15 protein-coding genes are annotated in these 17,866 nt (G+C 67.5%); 9 read left to right on the forward strand and 6 right to left on the reverse strand.

Annotated elements, in window-relative coordinates:
• Complete coding sequence (sufB, locus tag AC6I21_RS08815) at positions 1 to 1,461, reverse strand: Fe-S cluster assembly protein SufB (protein WP_138177770.1); 1,461 nt, start codon at positions 1,459 to 1,461, stop codon at positions 1 to 3.
• A complete protein-coding gene (locus tag AC6I21_RS08820; RefSeq protein ID WP_138177772.1) occupies positions 1,458 to 2,243 on the reverse strand; it encodes a helix-turn-helix transcriptional regulator in 786 nt (261 codons plus the stop codon). Before AC6I21_RS08820 ends, sufB begins: the two co-directional genes overlap by 4 nt.
• Before the next feature lie 191 nt (positions 2,244 to 2,434).
• On the opposite strand from AC6I21_RS08820, the gene AC6I21_RS08825 reads away from it, so the two are divergent.
• From AC6I21_RS08825 to AC6I21_RS08835, 3 genes are read left to right on the forward strand one after another with little or no spacing between them, the layout of a single operon-like run.
• Positions 2,435 to 3,394, forward strand: a complete 960-nt coding sequence (locus tag AC6I21_RS08825) for an ABC transporter ATP-binding protein (RefSeq protein ID WP_138177774.1) — start codon at positions 2,435 to 2,437, stop codon at positions 3,392 to 3,394.
• Entirely contained in the window at positions 3,391 to 4,173 is a 783-nt protein-coding gene (locus tag AC6I21_RS08830; protein ID WP_138926350.1) for an ABC transporter permease, read from the forward strand. The genes AC6I21_RS08825 and AC6I21_RS08830 overlap by 4 nt, the downstream gene beginning before the upstream one ends.
• Positions 4,174 to 4,201: 28 nt before the next feature.
• Positions 4,202 to 5,158 carry a COX15/CtaA family protein gene (locus AC6I21_RS08835; RefSeq protein WP_497762219.1) on the forward strand — a complete coding sequence of 319 codons (957 nt, stop codon included), beginning with the start codon at positions 4,202 to 4,204 and terminating at the stop codon, positions 5,156 to 5,158.
• A gap of 227 nt (positions 5,159 to 5,385) precedes the next feature.
• Here AC6I21_RS08835 and AC6I21_RS08840 read toward each other — a convergent pair whose 3' ends face one another.
• The 3 genes from AC6I21_RS08840 to AC6I21_RS08850 all read right to left on the reverse strand — a co-directional run bounded on the left by AC6I21_RS08840 (position 5,386) and on the right by AC6I21_RS08850 (position 7,716).
• Positions 5,386 to 6,357: a DUF1700 domain-containing protein gene (locus AC6I21_RS08840; protein ID WP_497762220.1), complete on the reverse strand. Its 972-nt coding sequence runs from the start codon at positions 6,355 to 6,357 to the stop codon at positions 5,386 to 5,388.
• The gene (locus AC6I21_RS08845; RefSeq protein WP_497763418.1) at positions 6,350 to 6,670 is read right to left on the reverse strand and encodes a PadR family transcriptional regulator; all 321 of its coding nucleotides are present in this window, start codon (positions 6,668 to 6,670) and stop codon (positions 6,350 to 6,352) included. Before AC6I21_RS08845 ends, AC6I21_RS08840 begins: the two co-directional genes overlap by 8 nt.
• 143 nt (positions 6,671 to 6,813) lie before the next feature.
• Positions 6,814 to 7,716: a heme o synthase gene (locus tag AC6I21_RS08850; protein WP_246049874.1), complete on the reverse strand. Its 903-nt coding sequence runs from the start codon at positions 7,714 to 7,716 to the stop codon at positions 6,814 to 6,816.
• Positions 7,717 to 8,480: 764 nt separating this feature from the next.
• On the opposite strand from AC6I21_RS08850, the gene tkt reads away from it, so the two are divergent.
• The 6 genes from tkt to pgl all read left to right on the forward strand — a co-directional run bounded on the left by tkt (position 8,481) and on the right by pgl (position 16,654).
• Positions 8,481 to 10,583: a transketolase gene (gene tkt, locus AC6I21_RS08855; protein WP_497762221.1), complete on the forward strand. Its 2,103-nt coding sequence runs from the start codon at positions 8,481 to 8,483 to the stop codon at positions 10,581 to 10,583.
• Positions 10,584 to 10,598: 15 nt separating this feature from the next.
• Entirely contained in the window at positions 10,599 to 11,702 is a 1,104-nt protein-coding gene (gene tal, locus AC6I21_RS08860; protein ID WP_138177788.1) for a transaldolase, read from the forward strand.
• Positions 11,703 to 13,295, forward strand: a complete 1,593-nt coding sequence (locus AC6I21_RS08865; protein ID WP_138177790.1) for a phosphoglucose isomerase-related protein — start codon at positions 11,703 to 11,705, stop codon at positions 13,293 to 13,295.
• 170 nt (positions 13,296 to 13,465) lie between these two features.
• Entirely contained in the window at positions 13,466 to 14,986 is a 1,521-nt protein-coding gene (zwf, locus tag AC6I21_RS08870) for a glucose-6-phosphate dehydrogenase (RefSeq protein WP_497762222.1), read from the forward strand.
• Positions 14,983 to 15,924, forward strand: coding sequence for a glucose-6-phosphate dehydrogenase assembly protein OpcA (locus AC6I21_RS08875; protein ID WP_138177793.1), 942 nt, complete (start codon positions 14,983 to 14,985; stop codon positions 15,922 to 15,924). The genes zwf and AC6I21_RS08875 overlap by 4 nt, the downstream gene beginning before the upstream one ends.
• A complete protein-coding gene (pgl, locus tag AC6I21_RS08880) occupies positions 15,914 to 16,654 on the forward strand; it encodes a 6-phosphogluconolactonase (protein ID WP_497762223.1) in 741 nt (246 codons plus the stop codon). The genes AC6I21_RS08875 and pgl overlap by 11 nt, the downstream gene beginning before the upstream one ends.
• Before the next feature lie 101 nt (positions 16,655 to 16,755).
• Here the strand turns inward: pgl and AC6I21_RS08885 are convergent, their stop codons facing one another.
• Complete coding sequence (locus AC6I21_RS08885; RefSeq protein ID WP_497762224.1) at positions 16,756 to 17,646, reverse strand: hypothetical protein; 891 nt, start codon at positions 17,644 to 17,646, stop codon at positions 16,756 to 16,758.
• Between the last annotated feature and the right edge of the window lie 220 nt (positions 17,647 to 17,866).

Genomic DNA, 17,866 nt, shown 5'->3' on the forward strand with positions numbered 1-17,866 from the left:
TTAGCCGACCGATCCTTCCATCTGCAGTTCAATGAGGCGGTTCAGTTCCAGTGCGTATTCCATCGGCAGCTCGCGGGCGATCGGCTCGACGAAGCCGCGCACGATCATTGCCATGGCCTCGTCCTCGGCCATGCCGCGGCTCATCAGGTAGAACAGCTGGTCCTCGGATACGCGCGAGACGGTCGCCTCGTGGCCCATGGTGACGTCGTCTTCACGCACGTCAATGTAGGGGTAGGTGTCCGAACGCGAGATCTGGTCGACCAGCAGCGCGTCACACACCACCGAGTTCTTGGTGCCCTTGGCGCCTTCGCGCACCTGCACCAGGCCGCGGTAGGCCGAGCGTCCGCCATTGCGGGCCACCGACTTGGCGACGATCGCGCTGGAGGTGTTCGGGGCGATGTGCACCATCTTCGAACCGGTGTCCTGGTGCTGGCCCTCGCCGGCGAAGGCGATGGACAGGGTCTCGCCCTTGGCGTGTTCGCCGACCAGGTACACGGCCGGGTACTTCATGGTGACCTTGGAGCCGATGTTGCCGTCGACCCACTCCATGGTGGCGCCCTCTTCACAGATGGCGCGCTTGGTGACCAGGTTGTAGACGTTGTTCGACCAGTTCTGGATGGTGGTGTAGCGAACGCGGGCGTTCTTCTTCACGATGATCTCCACCACGGCCGAGTGCAGCGAGTCCGACTGGTAGATCGGTGCGGTGCAGCCCTCGATGTAGTGCACGTAGGAGCCCTCATCGGCGATGATCAGCGTGCGCTCGAACTGGCCCATGTTCTCGGTGTTGATGCGGAAGTAGGCCTGCAGCGGGATTTCGACGTGAACGCCCTTGGGGACGTACACGAACGAGCCGCCGGACCATACGGCCGTGTTCAACGCGGCGAACTTGTTGTCGCCCGCCGGGATCACGGTGCCGAAGTACTCCTGGAAGATTTCCGGGTGTTCCTTCAGCGCGGTGTCGGTGTCCAGGAACACCACGCCCTGCGCTTCCAGGTCCTCACGCAGCTGGTGGTAGACGACCTCGGACTCGTACTGGGCGGCCACACCGGCCACCAGGCGCTGCTTTTCAGCCTCCGGGATGCCCAGCTTGTCGTAGGTGTTCTTGATGTCCTCGGGCAGGTCCTCCCAGCTGGTGGCCTGCTTCTCGGTGGAGCGAACGAAGTACTTGATGTTGTCGAAGTCGATGCCCGACAGGTCCGCGCCCCAGGTGGGCATCGGCTTGCGGTCAAAGTACTTCAACGACTTCAGGCGGCGTTCGAGCATCCATTCCGGCTCGCTCTTCAGGTGCGAGATGTTCTCCACCACGGCCTCGCTGAGGCCACGCTGGGCGCTGGCACCTGCCTCGTCGCTGTCAGCCCAACCGTATTCGTAGTTTCCGATCCCGTGGAGTTCAGGGTTCTTCTCCAGGATCTCGGAAATCACGCCCGGGTCGGCAGACTCATGTGCAATCTGATCCGTCATCGCGGCCTCTCCTGCTTCGTGAACTGAATTCGAGTTCTCTTCTCGGCGCGTCGCGGCGCCTTTTCACGGCCCACGGGGATGTGGGTCGTGCACACGTGACCGCCGCTGGCCAGCGTGGAGAGCCGACGTACGTCGACCCCCAGCAGCCGGGCGAACATTTCCGTCTCGGTGTCACAGAACACCGGGAACTCACGTGCCAAGTCTTGGATGGGGCAATGCCCCTGGCACAGCTGCACGCTGTGCATCAACGCCGTGGGCAGCTTGGTGTCCACGGTGCGCGTGTACCCGACAAATCCGTCGGCGTTCAGCAGCTCACCGAGCACCTCGGCCCGCTGCTCCAGGCCTTCGACCCCCTCAAGGGCCTTGGCGTACCGGGCCTCCATGTCCTGGAAGCGGCGGCGGGCGAACCCGCGGATGGCGTCCTCCCCGGCCGCGTCGCCCAGATCCCGCAGGGCCTGGGTGGCGATGTCCAGGTAGTCGTTGCCCAACTTCGCCTGCCCCCGGTGGGAGAGCACGTACCGACGCGAGGGGCGTCCGGCACCAGACTTCTGGTTTGCGACCAGCTTGACCTCGACCAGCCCGGCCTTGGACAGGGCGTCGAGGTGGCGTCGAACGGCTGCCGGGGTGAAACCAAGTTTCTTGCCCAACTCTGCCGCGCTGACCGGGCCGTCTTCCAAGACGGCATACAACACGCGGTCGCGCGTCCGTTCTTCGGTATCCCCAATCGCGCCCACTACCTTTGCCGGCTGATCGCCAACTGAGTTTGCTTTAGATGAATACACAACACAAGCATGACCATATTTAGCGCTAAGGTCTAGTAAGGAAGTGCTTACTAAGGTTAGCCATTGTCGGCACCTGCTCGGCACCGGCAATTTTCAACATGACCACGAAATTTATCTTAGCGTGTTTGCCCGAAAACCGCCGTGAGCAAAGCCTCATCGGACCCAACTTCGACCTAGCGTAGAATCGATGGGTGTCTTCCGATTCCCCCAGTCTCATCATCAGTGAGCTGTGCAAGGACCTTGGACCGGTGCCGGCGCTGAATAACCGGATGCTCCGGGTCCTGCACTCCGTCTCACTCAAGGCCCACCCCGGACAGGTGACCACCCTGCTTGGCTCCAACGGCGCCGGGAAGTCCACCACCCTCAGCTGCGCCCAGGGCCTGCTGCGCCCGGACAGCGGAAGCATCCAGCTGCTGGGGCAGGACCCCTACGGGGACAAGCCCGAACTGCGCTCCCGTGTGGGAGTGATGCTCCAGGATGGCGGGCTGCCCCCGTCGATGCGCCCGATCCCGCTGCTGCGCCACGTCGCTTCGCTTTACCGCAACCCCATCGACCTGGATGCGCTGATCAAACGGCTGGACATCGAATCTTTCGCCTCGCGCACCATCCGCCGGCTCTCCGGCGGACAGAAGCAGCGCGTCGCGCTGGCCGCGGCACTGGCCGGGGACCCGGAAGTCGTCTTCCTCGACGAGCCCAGCGCCGGGCTGGACCCGCAGTCGCGCCAGGTGGTGTTCGACCTGATCGGCGACCTGCGCGATGCGGGCAAGGCCATCATCCTGACCACCCACCTGATGGATGACGCCCAGAAGCTCAGTGACTACGTGTACATCATCGACCGTGGGCGCACCGTCGCCCAGGGCACGGTCAGCGAACTGACCACCCTGGCCGCCGCCGAACAGCAGACCCGCCCGGTCTCCTTCGGGGCCGGAGCCGGCCTGGCGCTGCCGGATGCCGTGCCCGCCGGACTGCACCTGAGCGAAACGGCCCCGGGCGAATACCGCCTGGACGGGGTCCGCTCCCCCGACCACCTGCTGTGGCTGACCACCTGGTGGGCCGAGGCCGGCATCCTGCCCCACCACCTGAGCCTGCAGGCCCGCAGCCTGGAGGACGTGTTCCTGGAGATCGCCCAGAAGGAGCCCGATAACGCATGAGCGCACCGACCGAGCTTCCCCGGCACCAGAGCGTGCCCAACAACGCGGTCTCCCCGTTGCGGCGCATCGCCCTGCAGGGCAAGTACGAGACCCTCGTGATGCTCAGCAACGGTGAACAGCTGGTGCTGGCCATCGTGATGCCGCTGATCGCCCTGTTCGCCCTGACCTTCACCAACCTCATCGACGGGGTGGCCGAACGCAACATCGACGCCGCCGTGCCCGGGGTGCTGGCCCTGTGCGTGGTGTCCACCGCGTTCACCGGGCAGGGCATCGGCACCGGGTTCGACCGGCGCTACGGGGTGCTGCGGATGTTCTCCACCACCCCGCTGGGGCGCACCGGGCTGATCTTCGGCAAGGTCGTGGCCGTATTGACCGTCCTGGCCATCCAGCTGGTGCTGATCGGGGCCTGCGCGCTGCTGCTGGGCTGGGAACCACGCCTGGTCGGCATCCTGCCCTCCCTGCTCTTCCTGCTGCTGGGCGCCGGCTGCTTTACCGCCCTGGGCCTGCTGATCGCCGGGACCGTGCGGCCCGAGGCGACGCTGGCCATCACCAACCTGGCCTGGATCCTGCTGGCCGGCGTCGGCGGGGTGCTCTTCCCGACCTCCATGGCCCCGGCCTGGATCCACCCCATCCTCAACGCCCTGCCCTCCGCGGCATTGGGCGATTCGCTGCGCGCGGCGCTCATCGACGGCGTCTTCCACTTCCCGGCAGGCCTGCTGCTGGTGGTGTGGACCGTCGTGGGCTCATTCGCGGCCGTCAAGCTGTTCAAATGGAACTAACCGCCACACCAATCCGAGGGAGAAGTTAATGTCTTCGTCCGTTGCCCCGTCCACGAGCTGGGCGGACAGGCTGCCCACCAAGGTCACCAAGACCGTGCACGGCTTGGCGATCGCCTCGCTGGTCTCCCAGGTGGGCATCATCATCAGTGGCGGCGCCGTGCGCCTGACCAAGTCCGGGCTGGGTTGCTCCCAGTGGCCGAACTGCATGCCCGGCACCATGACCCCGGTCCCGGAAATGGGCATCCACGGTTTCATTGAGTTCGGCAACCGCCTGCTGACCTTCGTGCTGATGGCCATCGCCCTGGCCTTCCTGGTGGCCATCTGGAGGATGCGCTCCACCCGCCGTTCGCTGTTTGTGATCGGCTGGGTCCTGCTCATCGGCATCCCCTTCCAGGGGGTCATTGGCGGCATCACCGTCTGGTCGGGGCTGAACCCGTGGGTGGTGTCCCTGCACTTCCTGCTGTCCATGGCCCTGGTCATGCTGGCCACCGTCCTGGTCAACCGCACCGGCCGCGAATACAAGCACACCCCCGCCCCGGTGCAGGACAAGACCATCGCCCAGGTCTCCTGGGTGGCCTGGATCGCCTCCATGCTGGCCATCATCTTCGGCACCGTGGTCACCGGCACCGGTCCGCACGCCGGGGACGCCTCGGCCCCCCGCCACCTGTTCGACCCGCTGACCGTGACCCGCATGCACACCGCCCCGGTGTACCTGCTGATCGGCGCGACCATTGTCCTGCTGGTGCTGGCGGCCAAGCGCAAGGCCGGTCCGGAATTCACCCACGGGCTGTACTGGCTGGTCGGCGTGCTGCTTTTGCAGGCCGCGATCGGGTACATCCAGCACTTCACCGGCCTGCCGATCGTGCTGGTCATCCTGCACATGCTGGGCAGCGCGCTGCTGGGCATCGCCACCACCAACGTGTGGGACCGTGCGGTGCGCCTGCCCAAGTACGAGGTGCCGCAGCACAACGTCTCCCAGCTCTAGCCGGCCCCAAGGCGGCCCCAGGCCGTCCCACCGTGGTGCGCAGCGACCCGGTGCCGGAACCCATTGCGATCCGGCACCGGGTCGCTGTTCTTTGTCCAGCATCACGCGCTTCCGGTGGCACTTCACTGCCCGAAACCCTGGCGCGGAGCCGCACACAGCCGGGGACGCCCGAGACCCGGGGCGAGGCTGCTGCACCCCTGCTTTCGGTCGGTTGATGGCCCTGGAAGCTAGGACAGCTCGCTGGCGGCCTCCGGCACCCGAAGCGCGCTGCGCGGGGGCAGGCGCAGCAGTCCGTACAGCCCCATCGCCAGGATGACCCCACCGCCGACCCACAGGGCAGCGACCAGGATTCCGGCATCAACAACCGCCACCCCCAGTACCAGCAGACCGTAGGCCAGGGTGACCCAGTGGGCTGCACGGGAGTTCGCGGCATAACCCGCGGCAAGCAGCACACTAAAGACGGCCCAGAGCAGCAATGGGATCTGAGCCGCGCCGAAGCTTCCCACCATCAAGCCGGCGAGGACCAGCACCACCGGCACCACCAACAGCAGTGCCCCGAGAATGCGCATCACCAGCGCCTCCGCCCGGGGCGCTGTCACCGTGCTGGCATACCCAATGACGGCGCCCATCCACGCGGTGACCGCCATGGGCACCAGGAACAGGCCCGCGTCGAAGGGCCCGATGAACACCAGCACACTCAGCAAGGCCGCGATGAGCATCATCAGCCACCGCCGCGCACCGTACGGCACCAGCACCACCGCAGCGCAGGCCAACGCCGGGAGCAGGGTCAACACGGCAGCGCCCGGGCCATACGCGTCGACCAGGGAAGATAGCGTCCCCTGCGGCACACTGGTCGCCTCCGGGCTCTGCCCCTCGGGATTGCGCAGGAAAAAGCTCACCACCACCGCGGCCAGAACACCCAGGGCGACCGTGACACCCCACAGCACCGCTGCCGGATTGCGCACGCCGCCCCGGGCGCGTGGATCCAGTTCGCTGCGGCTTGCCTCGGCGACGAGCCTGGGCTCACCCAATGCCGCCAGGATCCGTTCCGGCTCACGCCCCTGGGCCAGGGCCTCGTCAATATGGTCCCGCACGTCCTGCAGAATCGATTCCCTCTCAGGTCGCGGCACATCGGCCAAAGCACCCTTGAGCCGGCGCAAATACCGCTGGGTCGCACGATCGGTGGAAATGCTAGCCATGATGCCCTCCCAAGAGCCCGTCAACCTGCTGCTGAATCCCCCGCCACACCTCACGAAAGCTGGCCAGCTGATGTCGGCCGTGCTCGGTGATGGCATAGTACTTCCGCGAACGGGTGCCATCACCGGCCTCCCAGCGCGCATCGACGCTGCCAGTGTGCTTCATGCGCGCCAAAAGGGGGTACAAACTTCCTTCGCTGGCCGAAAGCTCGCGTTCCATGAGCTCGTTTGCGATCTCCAGGCCGTACATTTCGCGTTGATCGAGCAAGGCGAGCACACAGTACTCCAGCACGCCCTTGCGCAGGTTGGTTGCCATTTTCTCCACTGCCCGATCCATAAGTCGAAGATACCTTGTACCACAAGACTTGTACAGCAAGAGTTACCCATCGGCCGAACTTAGGAGCTGGACGAGAACGCAAAAGCCCCCGGTGAATGCACCGGGGGCTGAAGTGTGGGGTTCTAGCCGAACAGCGGGCTGCCGACGAACGGGTCGATGGCCAGCGCCAGGAACACGATCGACAGGTAGGTGATGGAGATGTGGAAGACCTTCATCGCCTTGCGGTTCATCTCAGCGGGCTTGTGCTCGCGCTGGGCTTCGCGGTAGAGCACGTGCGACTCGTAAACGAACCAGAGACCGGCCCCGCCGGCCAGGGCGGTGTACACGATGCCGGCGTAGCCCATGGGCACCAGCAGCATCGAGCAGACGAAGGTGGCCCAGGCGTAGAGCACGACTTGCACGGAGACGCGCCGAGCGTTGGCGATCGCGCCAAACATCGGCACCGAAGCCGCGTTGTAGTCATCGGCGTACTTCATGGACAGCGGCCAGTAATGCGGCGGGGTCCACAGGAAGATCACCACGAACAGGATGAAGGCCGGCCATTCCAGGGTGTTGGTGACCGCGGCCCAGGCGATCAGCACCGGCATGCATCCGGCGATGCCGCCCCACACGATGTTCTGGGTCGTGCGGCGCTTGAGGATCAGCGTGTAGAGCACCACGTAGAACAGGATGGCCAACAGCCCCAGCGCCGTGGTCAGCGGGTTGGTGCCAAACCAGAAGATCGCCAGGGAGGTAATGGCCAGCACCCAGGAGAAGATCAGCGCTTCGCGCGGAGTCACATCTCCGGTCACCAGCGGGCGGCCCTTGGTACGCTTCATCAGCCGGTCCATGTCCCGGTCGAAATAGCAGTTGAAGGCGCCCGAGGCGCCAGCGGCCAATGCGCCGCCAATCAGGGTCGAAGCCATCAGCCACACCGAGGGGAACCCGCCGTAGGCGAAGATCATCGTGGGCAGGGTGGTGACCAGAAGCAACTCAATGACGCGCGGCTTGGTCAATGCCACGTAGGCACTGGCCTTGCGCTTGATGAATTCGCCGGTGGTCTCATCGAGCTGACGCGAGGCCTGGGGGCTCGGCGCATCGGCGACACTAAGAGACTTCAATTAAACGCACTCAGTTCTTCACGGGTACAAGACAGACGTCCTTATTCTACGCGTAATAGAAGACTTAGGGTAGTTGAGTTGGGTCATATCCGGCCTACTCCGGCGTGATTCCGGCCATCTCCCGCACTAAATCGGCAAACGGGCGAGAACAGGGCAGGCGTGGGCGCACCGTCCCGCCCTGTGGACGGCGGCACATTCGCCCCGGCTGGCGGCCCGGCTCCGGCTACCACGTGCGCGACGCGGCAGCGGCAGGCCAAGCGCCGGACTGCTGAGAGAACCCAACGAACCGCGATCCTGCACCTAACAAGTAACAGGCTTTGTAATGTGCCAGGCGAACAATGCCGAAGACTTGTGGGCGCGTTCCGAAGACGGGTACAGGCAAGACAGCCTCCGCACCCGCAGGCCCGGGGAGGAGGCAGGGGTGTCCGCGCCGTCGGTCCCGACGGGGAAGCAGCCCGGAATCCGCGGCGGACCACGACAAATGCGTCCGGCGTACGCCGTCAGCTAACTTGGCCCCGTCATCTTGAAACAACCCACCACAAACCGGGTGATCCGCGATAGAGTGGACACTAGTTGCGCCGTCGCCGCCTTATCCCCGAGTTCGAACGACACGGGTTCGAGGTCGACGGCGTATTGCGTGTCAGCGGGAAAACACCATTCCCCCAGCCTGAATGGAAGGAAACGCCGCAGTGGCGACTGAATCCTTAGTTGAAGAATTTTCACTCACCGAGTTGGACCAGAAGGCCATCGACACGGCTCGCGTCCTGGCCGCTGATGCCGTCGAGAAAGTCGGCAACGGCCATCCCGGTACCGCCATCAGCCTGGCCCCGGCCGCCTATCTGATCTTCCAGAAGCACCTGCGCCACGACCCGAACGACCCGAACTGGTTCGGCCGCGACCGCTTCATCCTCTCCCCCGGTCACACTTCGCTGACCCTTTACCTGCAGCTCTTCCTCTCCGGCTATGGCCTGGAGATGGAGGACCTGGCCGCGCTGCGCACCTGGGACGCCAAGACCCCGGGCCACCCGGAGTTCGGCCACACCGCGGGCGTGGAAATCACCACCGGCCCGCTCGGCCAGGGCCTGGCCTCCTCGGTGGGCTTCGCCTACGCCCAGCGTCGGATGCGCGGCATGTTCGACCCGCAGGCCCCGGCCGGCACCAGCCCCTTTGACCACACCATCTACGTCATCGCCTCCGACGGCGACATGCAGGAGGGCGTCACCTCCGAGGCCTCCTCGCTGGCCGGACACCAGCAGCTGGGCAACCTGGTGGTGATCTACGACGACAACGAGATCTCCATTGAGGACGACACCGACATCGCCTTCAGCGAGGACGTGCTCGCCCGCTACGCCGCCTACGGCTGGCACACCCAGCGGGTGGACTGGACCAAGACCGGTGACTACGTCGAGGACATGAACGAGCTGGACGCGGCGATCCGCGCGGCGAAGGCCGAAACCACCCGCCCGTCGATCATCTCGCTGCGCACCATCATCGGCTGGCCCTCGCCGACCAAGGCCAACACCGGCGGCATCCACGGCGCCAAGCTGGGCGGGGAGGAAGTCGCCGGGCTGAAGAAGGCCCTGGGCTTTGACACCGAAGCCCACTTCCACATCGCCGACGACGTGCTCGCCCACGCCCGCAAGGTCGCCGACCGTGGTGCCCAGGCGCACCGTGAGTGGGACGAGAAGTTCTCCACCTGGGCCAAGTCCAACCCGCAGGACGCGGCCCTGCTCGAACGCCTGCGCGCCGGCGAGCTGCCCGAGGGCTGGGAGCAGAAGCTGCCGGTGTTCGAGGCCGGCACCTCCCTGGCCACCCGCGCGGCCTCCGGCAAGGTCATCAACTCCATCGCCGAGGTGCTGCCCGAACTCTGGGGCGGCTCTGCCGACCTGGCCGGTTCGAACAACACCACCATCAACGACGCCGCGTCCTTCGCCCCGGCCGAGCGCTCCACCGACGCCTGGGCGGCCAACCCGTACGGGCGCGTGCTGCACTTTGGCATCCGTGAGCATGCAGCCGCGGCGATCACCAACGGCATCGTGCTCGGCTCCCCGACCCGCGCCTTCAACGGTACGTTCCTGATCTTCTCGGACTACCAGCGCCCGGCCATCCGCCTGGCCGCGCTGATGGGCGTGCCCTCGATCTTCGTGTGGACCCACGACTCGATCGGCCTGGGCGAGGACGGCCCGACCCACCAGCCGGTGGAGCACCTGGCCAGCCTGCGCGCCATCCCGAACCTGGACGTGGTGCGCCCCGGCGACGCGAATGAGGTCTCCTACGCCTGGCAGGGCATGCTGCAGCTGAAGACCAACCCGGCCGGCATCGTGCTCTCCCGCCAGAACCTCGCCGTCTTCGACCGCACCGCCCCGGGCTTCCGCAGCGCCGAAGGCACCCTGAAGGGCGGCTACATCCTGGCCGAGGCCATGCGCGGGGGCGCCGAGGTCACCCCGGACGTCATCCTGATCGCCACCGGCTCCGAGGTGGAGCTGGCGGTGCAGGCCCGTGAGGAACTGGCCCAGAAGGACATTGCCGCCCGCGTGGTCTCCCTGCCGAGCAAGGAATGGTTCGCCAAGCAGGACGCCGCCTACCGCGAAGAGGTGCTGCCCGCCGCCGTCACCGCCCGCGTCTCCGTGGAGGCCGGGGTGGCCATGGGCTGGCGTGAATTCGTTGGCGCGCAGGGCGAGATCATCTCGCTGGACCACTTCGGCGCCAGCGCCGACTACAAGACGCTCTACCGCGAATTCGGGATCACCACCGAGGCCGTGGTGGCCGCCGCGGAAAAAGTTGCGAAGTAAGGAAACCATTTACCCATGAGTAATCCAAACACCCAGGCACTATCCGACGCCGGTGTCTCCATCTGGCTCGATGACCTCTCCCGTGAACGGCTCACCAGCGGTTCGCTGGCCAAGCTGATTGAGGAGAAGAACGTCACCGGCGTGACCACCAACCCCTCGATCTTCGCCGCCGCCCTGTCCAACGCCGAGGTCTACGGCACCGCGATCGCCGAACACCGCGAGAAGTCGGTGGACGCGGCCATCCTGGAAATCACCAGCGACGACGTGGCCCGCGCCTGCGACCTGTTCCGTCCGGTCTACGACGCCACCGGCGGGGTGGACGGACGCGTGTCCATCGAGGTGGACCCGCGCCTGGCGCACACCACCGCGGAGACCATCGCCCAGGCCAAGGCGCTGCATGAGCGCGTGGGCCGGGAGAACGTGCTGATCAAGATCCCCGCCACCCTGGCCGGGCTGGAGGCCATCAGCGAGACCATCGCCGAGGGCATCAGCGTGAACGTCACCCTGATCTTCTCCCTGGAGCGCTACCGCGAGGTCATCAACGCGTACCTGATCGGCCTGGAGAAGGCCCACGCCAAGGGCCTGGACCTGTCCAAGATCCATTCGGTCGCCTCCTTCTTCGTCTCCCGCGTGGACACCGAGATCGACAAGCGCCTGGATGCGCTGGGCACCGATGAGGCCGCCGCCGTGCGCGGGCAGGCCGGGGTGGCCAACGCCCGCCTGGCCTACCAGATCTTCGAGGAGCAGTTCTCCACCGCCCGCTTCGAGGTGCTGGCCGCCGCCGGCGCCAACGTGCAGCGTCCGCTGTGGGCCTCCACCGGCGTGAAGGACCCGGCCTACCCGGCCACCTTGTACGTCACCGAGCTGGTTGCCCCGCAGACCGTGAACACCATGCCGGAAAAGACGCTGGACGCCACCGCCGCCGAGGCCCAGGTGCGCCCCAACGCGATCGCCGGCAGCTACGATGCCGCCAACCGCGTGCTGGACAAGCTGGCGGCCCTGGGCATCGACTACAACCAGGTCGTGGAGCAGCTGGAGACCGAGGGCGTGAAGAAGTTCGAGGACTCCTGGAACGAACTGCTGCAGGACATGGCCGTCGCGCTCAAGGAGGCCAAGTAAATGGAACTGGGTCTGGTGACCTCCGGGGCCGCCCTGGCCTCGGTCGAGAAAAACCTGCCGCGGCTGCTGGAGGATAAGGTCGGCAGCCGCATCGCGGCCCAGGACCCCACCCTGTGGGGGCCCGAGGCCGAGTCCGAGGCCGCCATCCGGCTGGGCTGGACCAACCCCTTCGACACCGCCGAGGAACTGGTGCCGGCAATCCTGAACCTGCGCGATGAGCTGGTGGCCGAGGGCCTGACCCGCATCGTGCTGTGCGGGATGGGCGGCTCCTCGCTGGCCCCGGAGGTGATCACCGCGAACGACGGCGTGGACCTGGTGGTGTGCGACACCACCGACCCGCAGATGGTCTCCGCGATCCTCAACGAGGACCTGGAGCACACGGTGGTGGTCATCGCCTCCAAGTCCGGCTCCACCGTGGAAACCGATTCGCAGCGCCGCGCCTTCACCGCCGCCTTCCAGGCCGCCGGCATCGACCCGGCCACCCGGCTGGTGCTGGTCACCGACCCGGGCTCGCCGATGGACGACCCTAGCGGGGTGCGGGCGGTGTTCACCGCCGACCCGAACGTGGGCGGACGCTACTCGGCGCTGACCGCGTTCGGCCTGGTGCCCTCGGGGCTGGCCGGGGCGGACATCGACGCGCTGCTGGAGGAGGCCGGGCTGGTCTCGGACCTGCTGGCCGAGGACGACGAGGACAACCTGGCCCTGCACCTGGGGGCCGCGCTGGCCACCACCGGGCGGGACAAGCTGGTCTTCGCCTCCGACGCCCAGGCGCTGGGCGGGTTCGGGGACTGGGCCGAGCAGCTCATCGCCGAATCCACCGGCAAGCTGGGCAAGGGGATCCTGCCGGTGGTCGCCCACCTCAACGCCCCGGAGCTGCGTGACCCGGCCGGCGATGTGATGCCGCTCTACCTGTACGGGCAGCTGCCCGACGAGGTGGCCGAGGACACCACCGCCATCCACTTCTCCGCCCCGCTGGGCGCCGCGTTCCTGATCTTCGAGTACGCCACCGCGGTGGCCGGCTACCTGCTTCAGCTGAACCCGTTTGACCAGCCCGACGTGGAGGCCGCCAAGGCCGCCGCCCGCACCCTGCTGGACGCCCCGTCCGCCGGGGAACCGGACGCGGTGTTCGGCGCCATCGAGGTCTACGGTTCCACCGCCGACAGCCTGGCCGATGCGCTGGAGCAGCTCACCGCCCAGCTGCCGGAGAACGGCTACCTGGCCATCCAGGCCTACCTGGACCGGCACGGGGATGCGAAGCTGCAGTCGCTGCGCGACGTGCTGGCCGAACGCACCGGACGCCCGGTGACCTTCGGCTGGGGTCCGCGCTTCCTGCACTCCACCGGGCAGTACCACAAGGGCGGGCCGCGCACCGGGGTCTACCTGCAGCTGACCACCCAGTCGCAGCGGGACGTGCAGATCCCCGGGCGCAGCTTCGGCTTCGCCGGGCTGATCGCCGCGCAGGCCTCCGGGGACGCGAACGTGCTGTGCGATGAGGAGCACGCTCGCCCGGTGCTGCGCCTGCACTTCACCGACCGCGCCGCGGGCACCGCCCAGCTGCTGACCGCGCTCGGCCTCGAGGACGGCGCGCAGTAGCCGCGCCGGTGCCCCACCCGGCTTCCGGGTGAGTGTCCCGTCCATCCCGGCCAGCGCCGGCGTGGGCGGGGCACCGCCGGCGGCCGACCGGGTAGGCGGGCACCAAAGGATTTTTGACCATCAGCCAGCCGCTGATCGGTGAGCTTAAGGACGAGTGAGCTAAGGAACAGATGAGCAACCCACTACGCGATCCCCGGGACCGGCGGCTGAACCGCATCGCCGGTCCCGGAGCGCTGGTGTTCTTCGGGATCACCGGCGACCTGGCCCGCAAGAAACTCATGCCCGCGGTCTACGACCTGGCCAGCCGCGGCCTGCTGCCGCCGAACTTCGCGATCGTCGGGTTCGGGCGGCGTGACTGGTCCGCCCAGGACTTCGCCGCCGAAGCCCGTGAATGGATCCTGGCCAGCGCCCGCACCCCGTTCAACGAGACCGTGTTCGAGCAGCTGGCCTCCGGGATGCGCTTCATCTCCGGCGCCTTCGACGACGACGCCGCCTATGAGCAGCTGGCCGCCACCCTGGATGAGCTGGCCGAAACCCGCAACACCGGGCGCAACCACGCCTTCTACCTCTCCATCCCGCCCAGCTGGTTCGAGGTCGTCTGCCAGAAGCTCTCCGAGCACCACCTGGCCAACGACAACAACCCCGGCTGGGAACGGGTGGTCATCGAAAAGCCGTTCGGCCACGACCTGGCCAGCGCCCGGGAACTGAACAGCATCGTCGAATCGGTCTTCCCGCCCGACGCCGTGTTCCGCATCGACCACTACCTGGGCAAGGAGACCGTGCAGAACCTGCTGGCCTTCCGCTTCGGCAACCAGCTGTTCGAACCGCTGTGGAACAACAAGTACGTGGACCACGTGCAGATCACCATGGCCGAGGACATCGGAATCGGCGGACGCGCCAGCTACTACGACGGGGTCGGCGCGGCCCGCGACGTCATCCAGAACCACCTGCTGCAGCTGCTGGCGCTGACGGCCATGGAGGAGCCGATCTCCTTCAACGCCGACCACCTGCGCGCCGAAAAGGAGAAGGTGCTCACCGCCGTCACCCTGCCCGAGGACCTGGACGCGGCCAGCGCCCGCGGACAGTACACCTCCGGTTGGCAGGGCGGGGAGAAGGTCGTCGGATTCCTGGACGAGGAAGGCTTCAACCCCAAGTCCAAGACGGAAACCTACGCGGCGATCCGGCTGAACATCAACACCCGGCGCTGGCACGGGGTCCCGTTCTACCTGCGCGCCGGCAAGCGCCTGGGCCGGCGCGTCACCGAGATCGCGGTGGTGTTCAAGCGCGCCCCCAACCTGCTGTTCACCGACCACAAGGATGACGAGTTCGGGCAGAACGCGATCGTTATCCGGGTGCAGCCCGACGAGGGCGCCACCATGCGCTTCTCCTCCAAGGTGCCCGGCACCCAGATGGAGATCCGCGACGTGACCATGGACTTCGGGTACGGCAACGCGTTCACCGAATCCTCCCCCGAAGCCTATGAACGGCTCATCCTGGACGTGCTGCTGGGCGAGCCGCCGCTCTTCCCGCGCCACGAGGAAGTCGAACAGTCCTGGCGGATCCTGGACCCGTTCGAGGAACACTGGGCCGCGCTGGACTGCCAGCCCGAGCCCTACCACCCCGGGTCCTGGGGCCCGTCCAGCAGCGATGAGCTGATGGACCGAGACGGAAGGACGTGGCGCCGGCCATGATGATCGATCTTCCCAACACCACCACCAGCCAGGTGGCCAAGAAACTGATCACCGCGCGGCGCACCCACGGCGCCTCCGCGCTCTCCCGGGTGCTGACCCTGGTGGTCATCACCCGTGAGGGGTTCGCCGAGAAGGCGATCGACGCCGCCGACCTGGCCAGCCGCGAACACCCCTGCCGGGTGATCGTGGTGGTGCGCGGGCCGGTGACCGGCAAGAACTGCCTGGACGTGCAGATCCGCGTGGGCGGAGACGCCGGGGCCTCCGAGGTCATCGTGATGCGCACCCGCGGCCCGAACATCATCGCCGACGAGGCGCTGATCTCCGCCCTGCTGCTGCCCGACGCGCCGATCGTGGCGTGGTGGCCGCACGGGGTGCCGGACGACCCGGCCAACACGCCGCTGGGCAAGCTCGCCCACCGGCGGATCACCGACTCCGGGCAGGCCCCGGACCCGGAGGCCGCCCTGTTCCAGCGCGCCAAGACCTACCAGGCCGGGGACTCGGACCTGGCCTGGACCCGCATCACCCTGTGGCGCGCCCAGCTGGCCAGCATCATCGACCTGATCGGCACCAAGGGGCTGAAGAACATCACGGTGAAGGGCTCGGCGAACTCGCCGTCCACCACCCTGCTGGCCGCCTGGCTGACCATGTGCCTGAACGTGCCGGTCACGATCGCGGCGGACAAGTCCACCGGCGGGCTATCCAGTGTGCGCCTGAGCCGCAAGGCCGGGGACGTGGAACTCTCCCGCCCCACCGGGGAGGTCGCCCACCTGTACCTGCCCGGCAGCGCACCGCAGCGGATCTCCCTGCCGCGCCGCCCGATCGCCGACTGCCTGGCCGAGGAGATGCGCCGCCTGGACGCCGACGACGTGTTCGGCGAGGTGGTCACCCGCGGACTGCACCTGACCAACCTGAGGAGTATTGAGCCCAGTGATCGCTAGACAGATCGTCATCCACCCGGACGCGGACACCACGGCCCAGGCGGTGGCCGGCCGGCTGATCACCGCCGTGCAGGACGCCATCGCCGCCCGCGGGGTCGCCCACGTGGTGGTCACCGGCGGCAGCCTGGGCATCGCCGCGCTGCAGGCCGTGGCCGGCAACCCGGCCCGGCACGCCGTGAACTGGTCGCTGGTGCACTTCTGGTGGGGCGATGAGCGCTTCGTCGCCGCCGATTCACCGGAGCGCAACATCGGCCAGGCCGCGGAGCTGTTCACCGAACTCGACGCGCTGGGCCTGGACCGGCAGACCGTGCACCCGATGGGTTCCAGCGACGAATACGACACCGCGGAGGCCGCCGCCGAGGCGTACACCGCGCTGCTGGCCGCCGAGGCCCCCGAGGGGCAGGCCAGCCCGGCCTTCGACGTGCTGATGCTGGGCATGGGGCCCGACGCCCACGTCGCCTCCCTGTTCCCGCACCACACCAGCTCACAGGACACCGGGGCGATCGCCGTCCACGAGTCCCCCAAGCCGCCGGCCGACAGGGTGTCGCTGACCATGCCCACCATCAACGCGGCCCGCGAGGTCTGGCTGCTGGTGGCCGGCTCCGAGAAGGCCCCGGCCTTGGCCGCGGCCCAGCACGAGGTCAACGAGGCCGCGGTCCCGGCCAGCGCCGTGCACGGCACCACCGCCACGCGATGGCTGGTGGACCGCGCCGCTGCGTCCCTGCTCTAGACGCCACCGGGTAAAAGCCCCGCTCGCCGGCTCCCTGTCCTCCAGGACGGGCGCCGGCGGCCGGGGCTTTTGGCTGCGCCCACGCCCACCGGGCGCCGGGTCTAGCCGGGAAGGCTGAACAGCCAGAACGCGACCCCCAGCAGAAAGGCGGCCACTCCCCCGATCACGCAGGCGTGCCCCAAGCCCAGACGGTGGACGGCGGCCTCGGCCAGGCTCCTCTCGTAGCGGCTGCGGTTGGGGAAGCGCCAGAGGAACCAGGCGCGGCGCACCGCCTGCTGCGGTGGAGCCTCGGCGCGGGTGACAAACCACAGCCCGGTGAGCATCAGGCCCAGCCCGAGCAGCAACAGCACGATGATCAGGCTCCGCCAGGGTTCGGCCACCAGGTCCAGTGAATCCCCGCTGACCACCACCGCCGAGACCAGCAGGGTCAGCAGGCCCGTGTAGCCGGCACCCCACACCTTGGCCGTGGCCGCCGTGCGCGGCAGCATCCCCTGCACGATGTCATCCCACAGCTCCTTGCGTTCCAACGCATCAGCGCCCGGGAACGTGCTGGGCCGGCTGGGCACCCAGACCCCCGCATTTTGCTCCTTGAGCGCAACACGGAACACCGCCCCGCACCCCAGGGGTTCCTGCGGCGGATGCCCGGAATGGGAGTAGGTGCAGCGGCAAAACACATCCACCTCGATCCCCAGGGTCTGCGCGGCTTGCGCCGGAGCCGGAGTGTCCGTTTCGGTGCGTATTGAGATTCCGGGTTCCGCTGCGGACCGGCCGGGTACGGCCGCGACACCTCGTTCAACGCTGCGGTACGTCATCTCATCCGCACAGCGCGGGCACGCCCCGAGGACCGTGATCTCACTTGCCGCGGCGTCCGCGACGGTCACTGACAACCGCCCGTCGTTGATCGATTCCCAGGCCAGCTCCGTCCACAGCGGGTCCAGGCGCCGGCGTGACTCCAGATCGGGTATCCGCCCCTTTGGCACTCGTGTCCCCATCGCCTGCTCCTCCCCACGCCCGATCCAACGGCGGACGCCGCTGTCCCGTCCCCGGTGCCTCCACCGTACCGCCGCGCCGCCACGGCGTCCATGCACCCTCGGCCCGGCTCAACAACCGTGGAGAAGCACAGCCGCCGCGTTGCGGTTAACCCGCAGGCTGGGCCGCACCCCCTGGCATTTCACCGGAGCTGGCCTAGGCTGGGGTTAAAGCTCGATCCCC

It is taken from the genome of Glutamicibacter sp. St.4D3 (assembly GCF_059728615.1).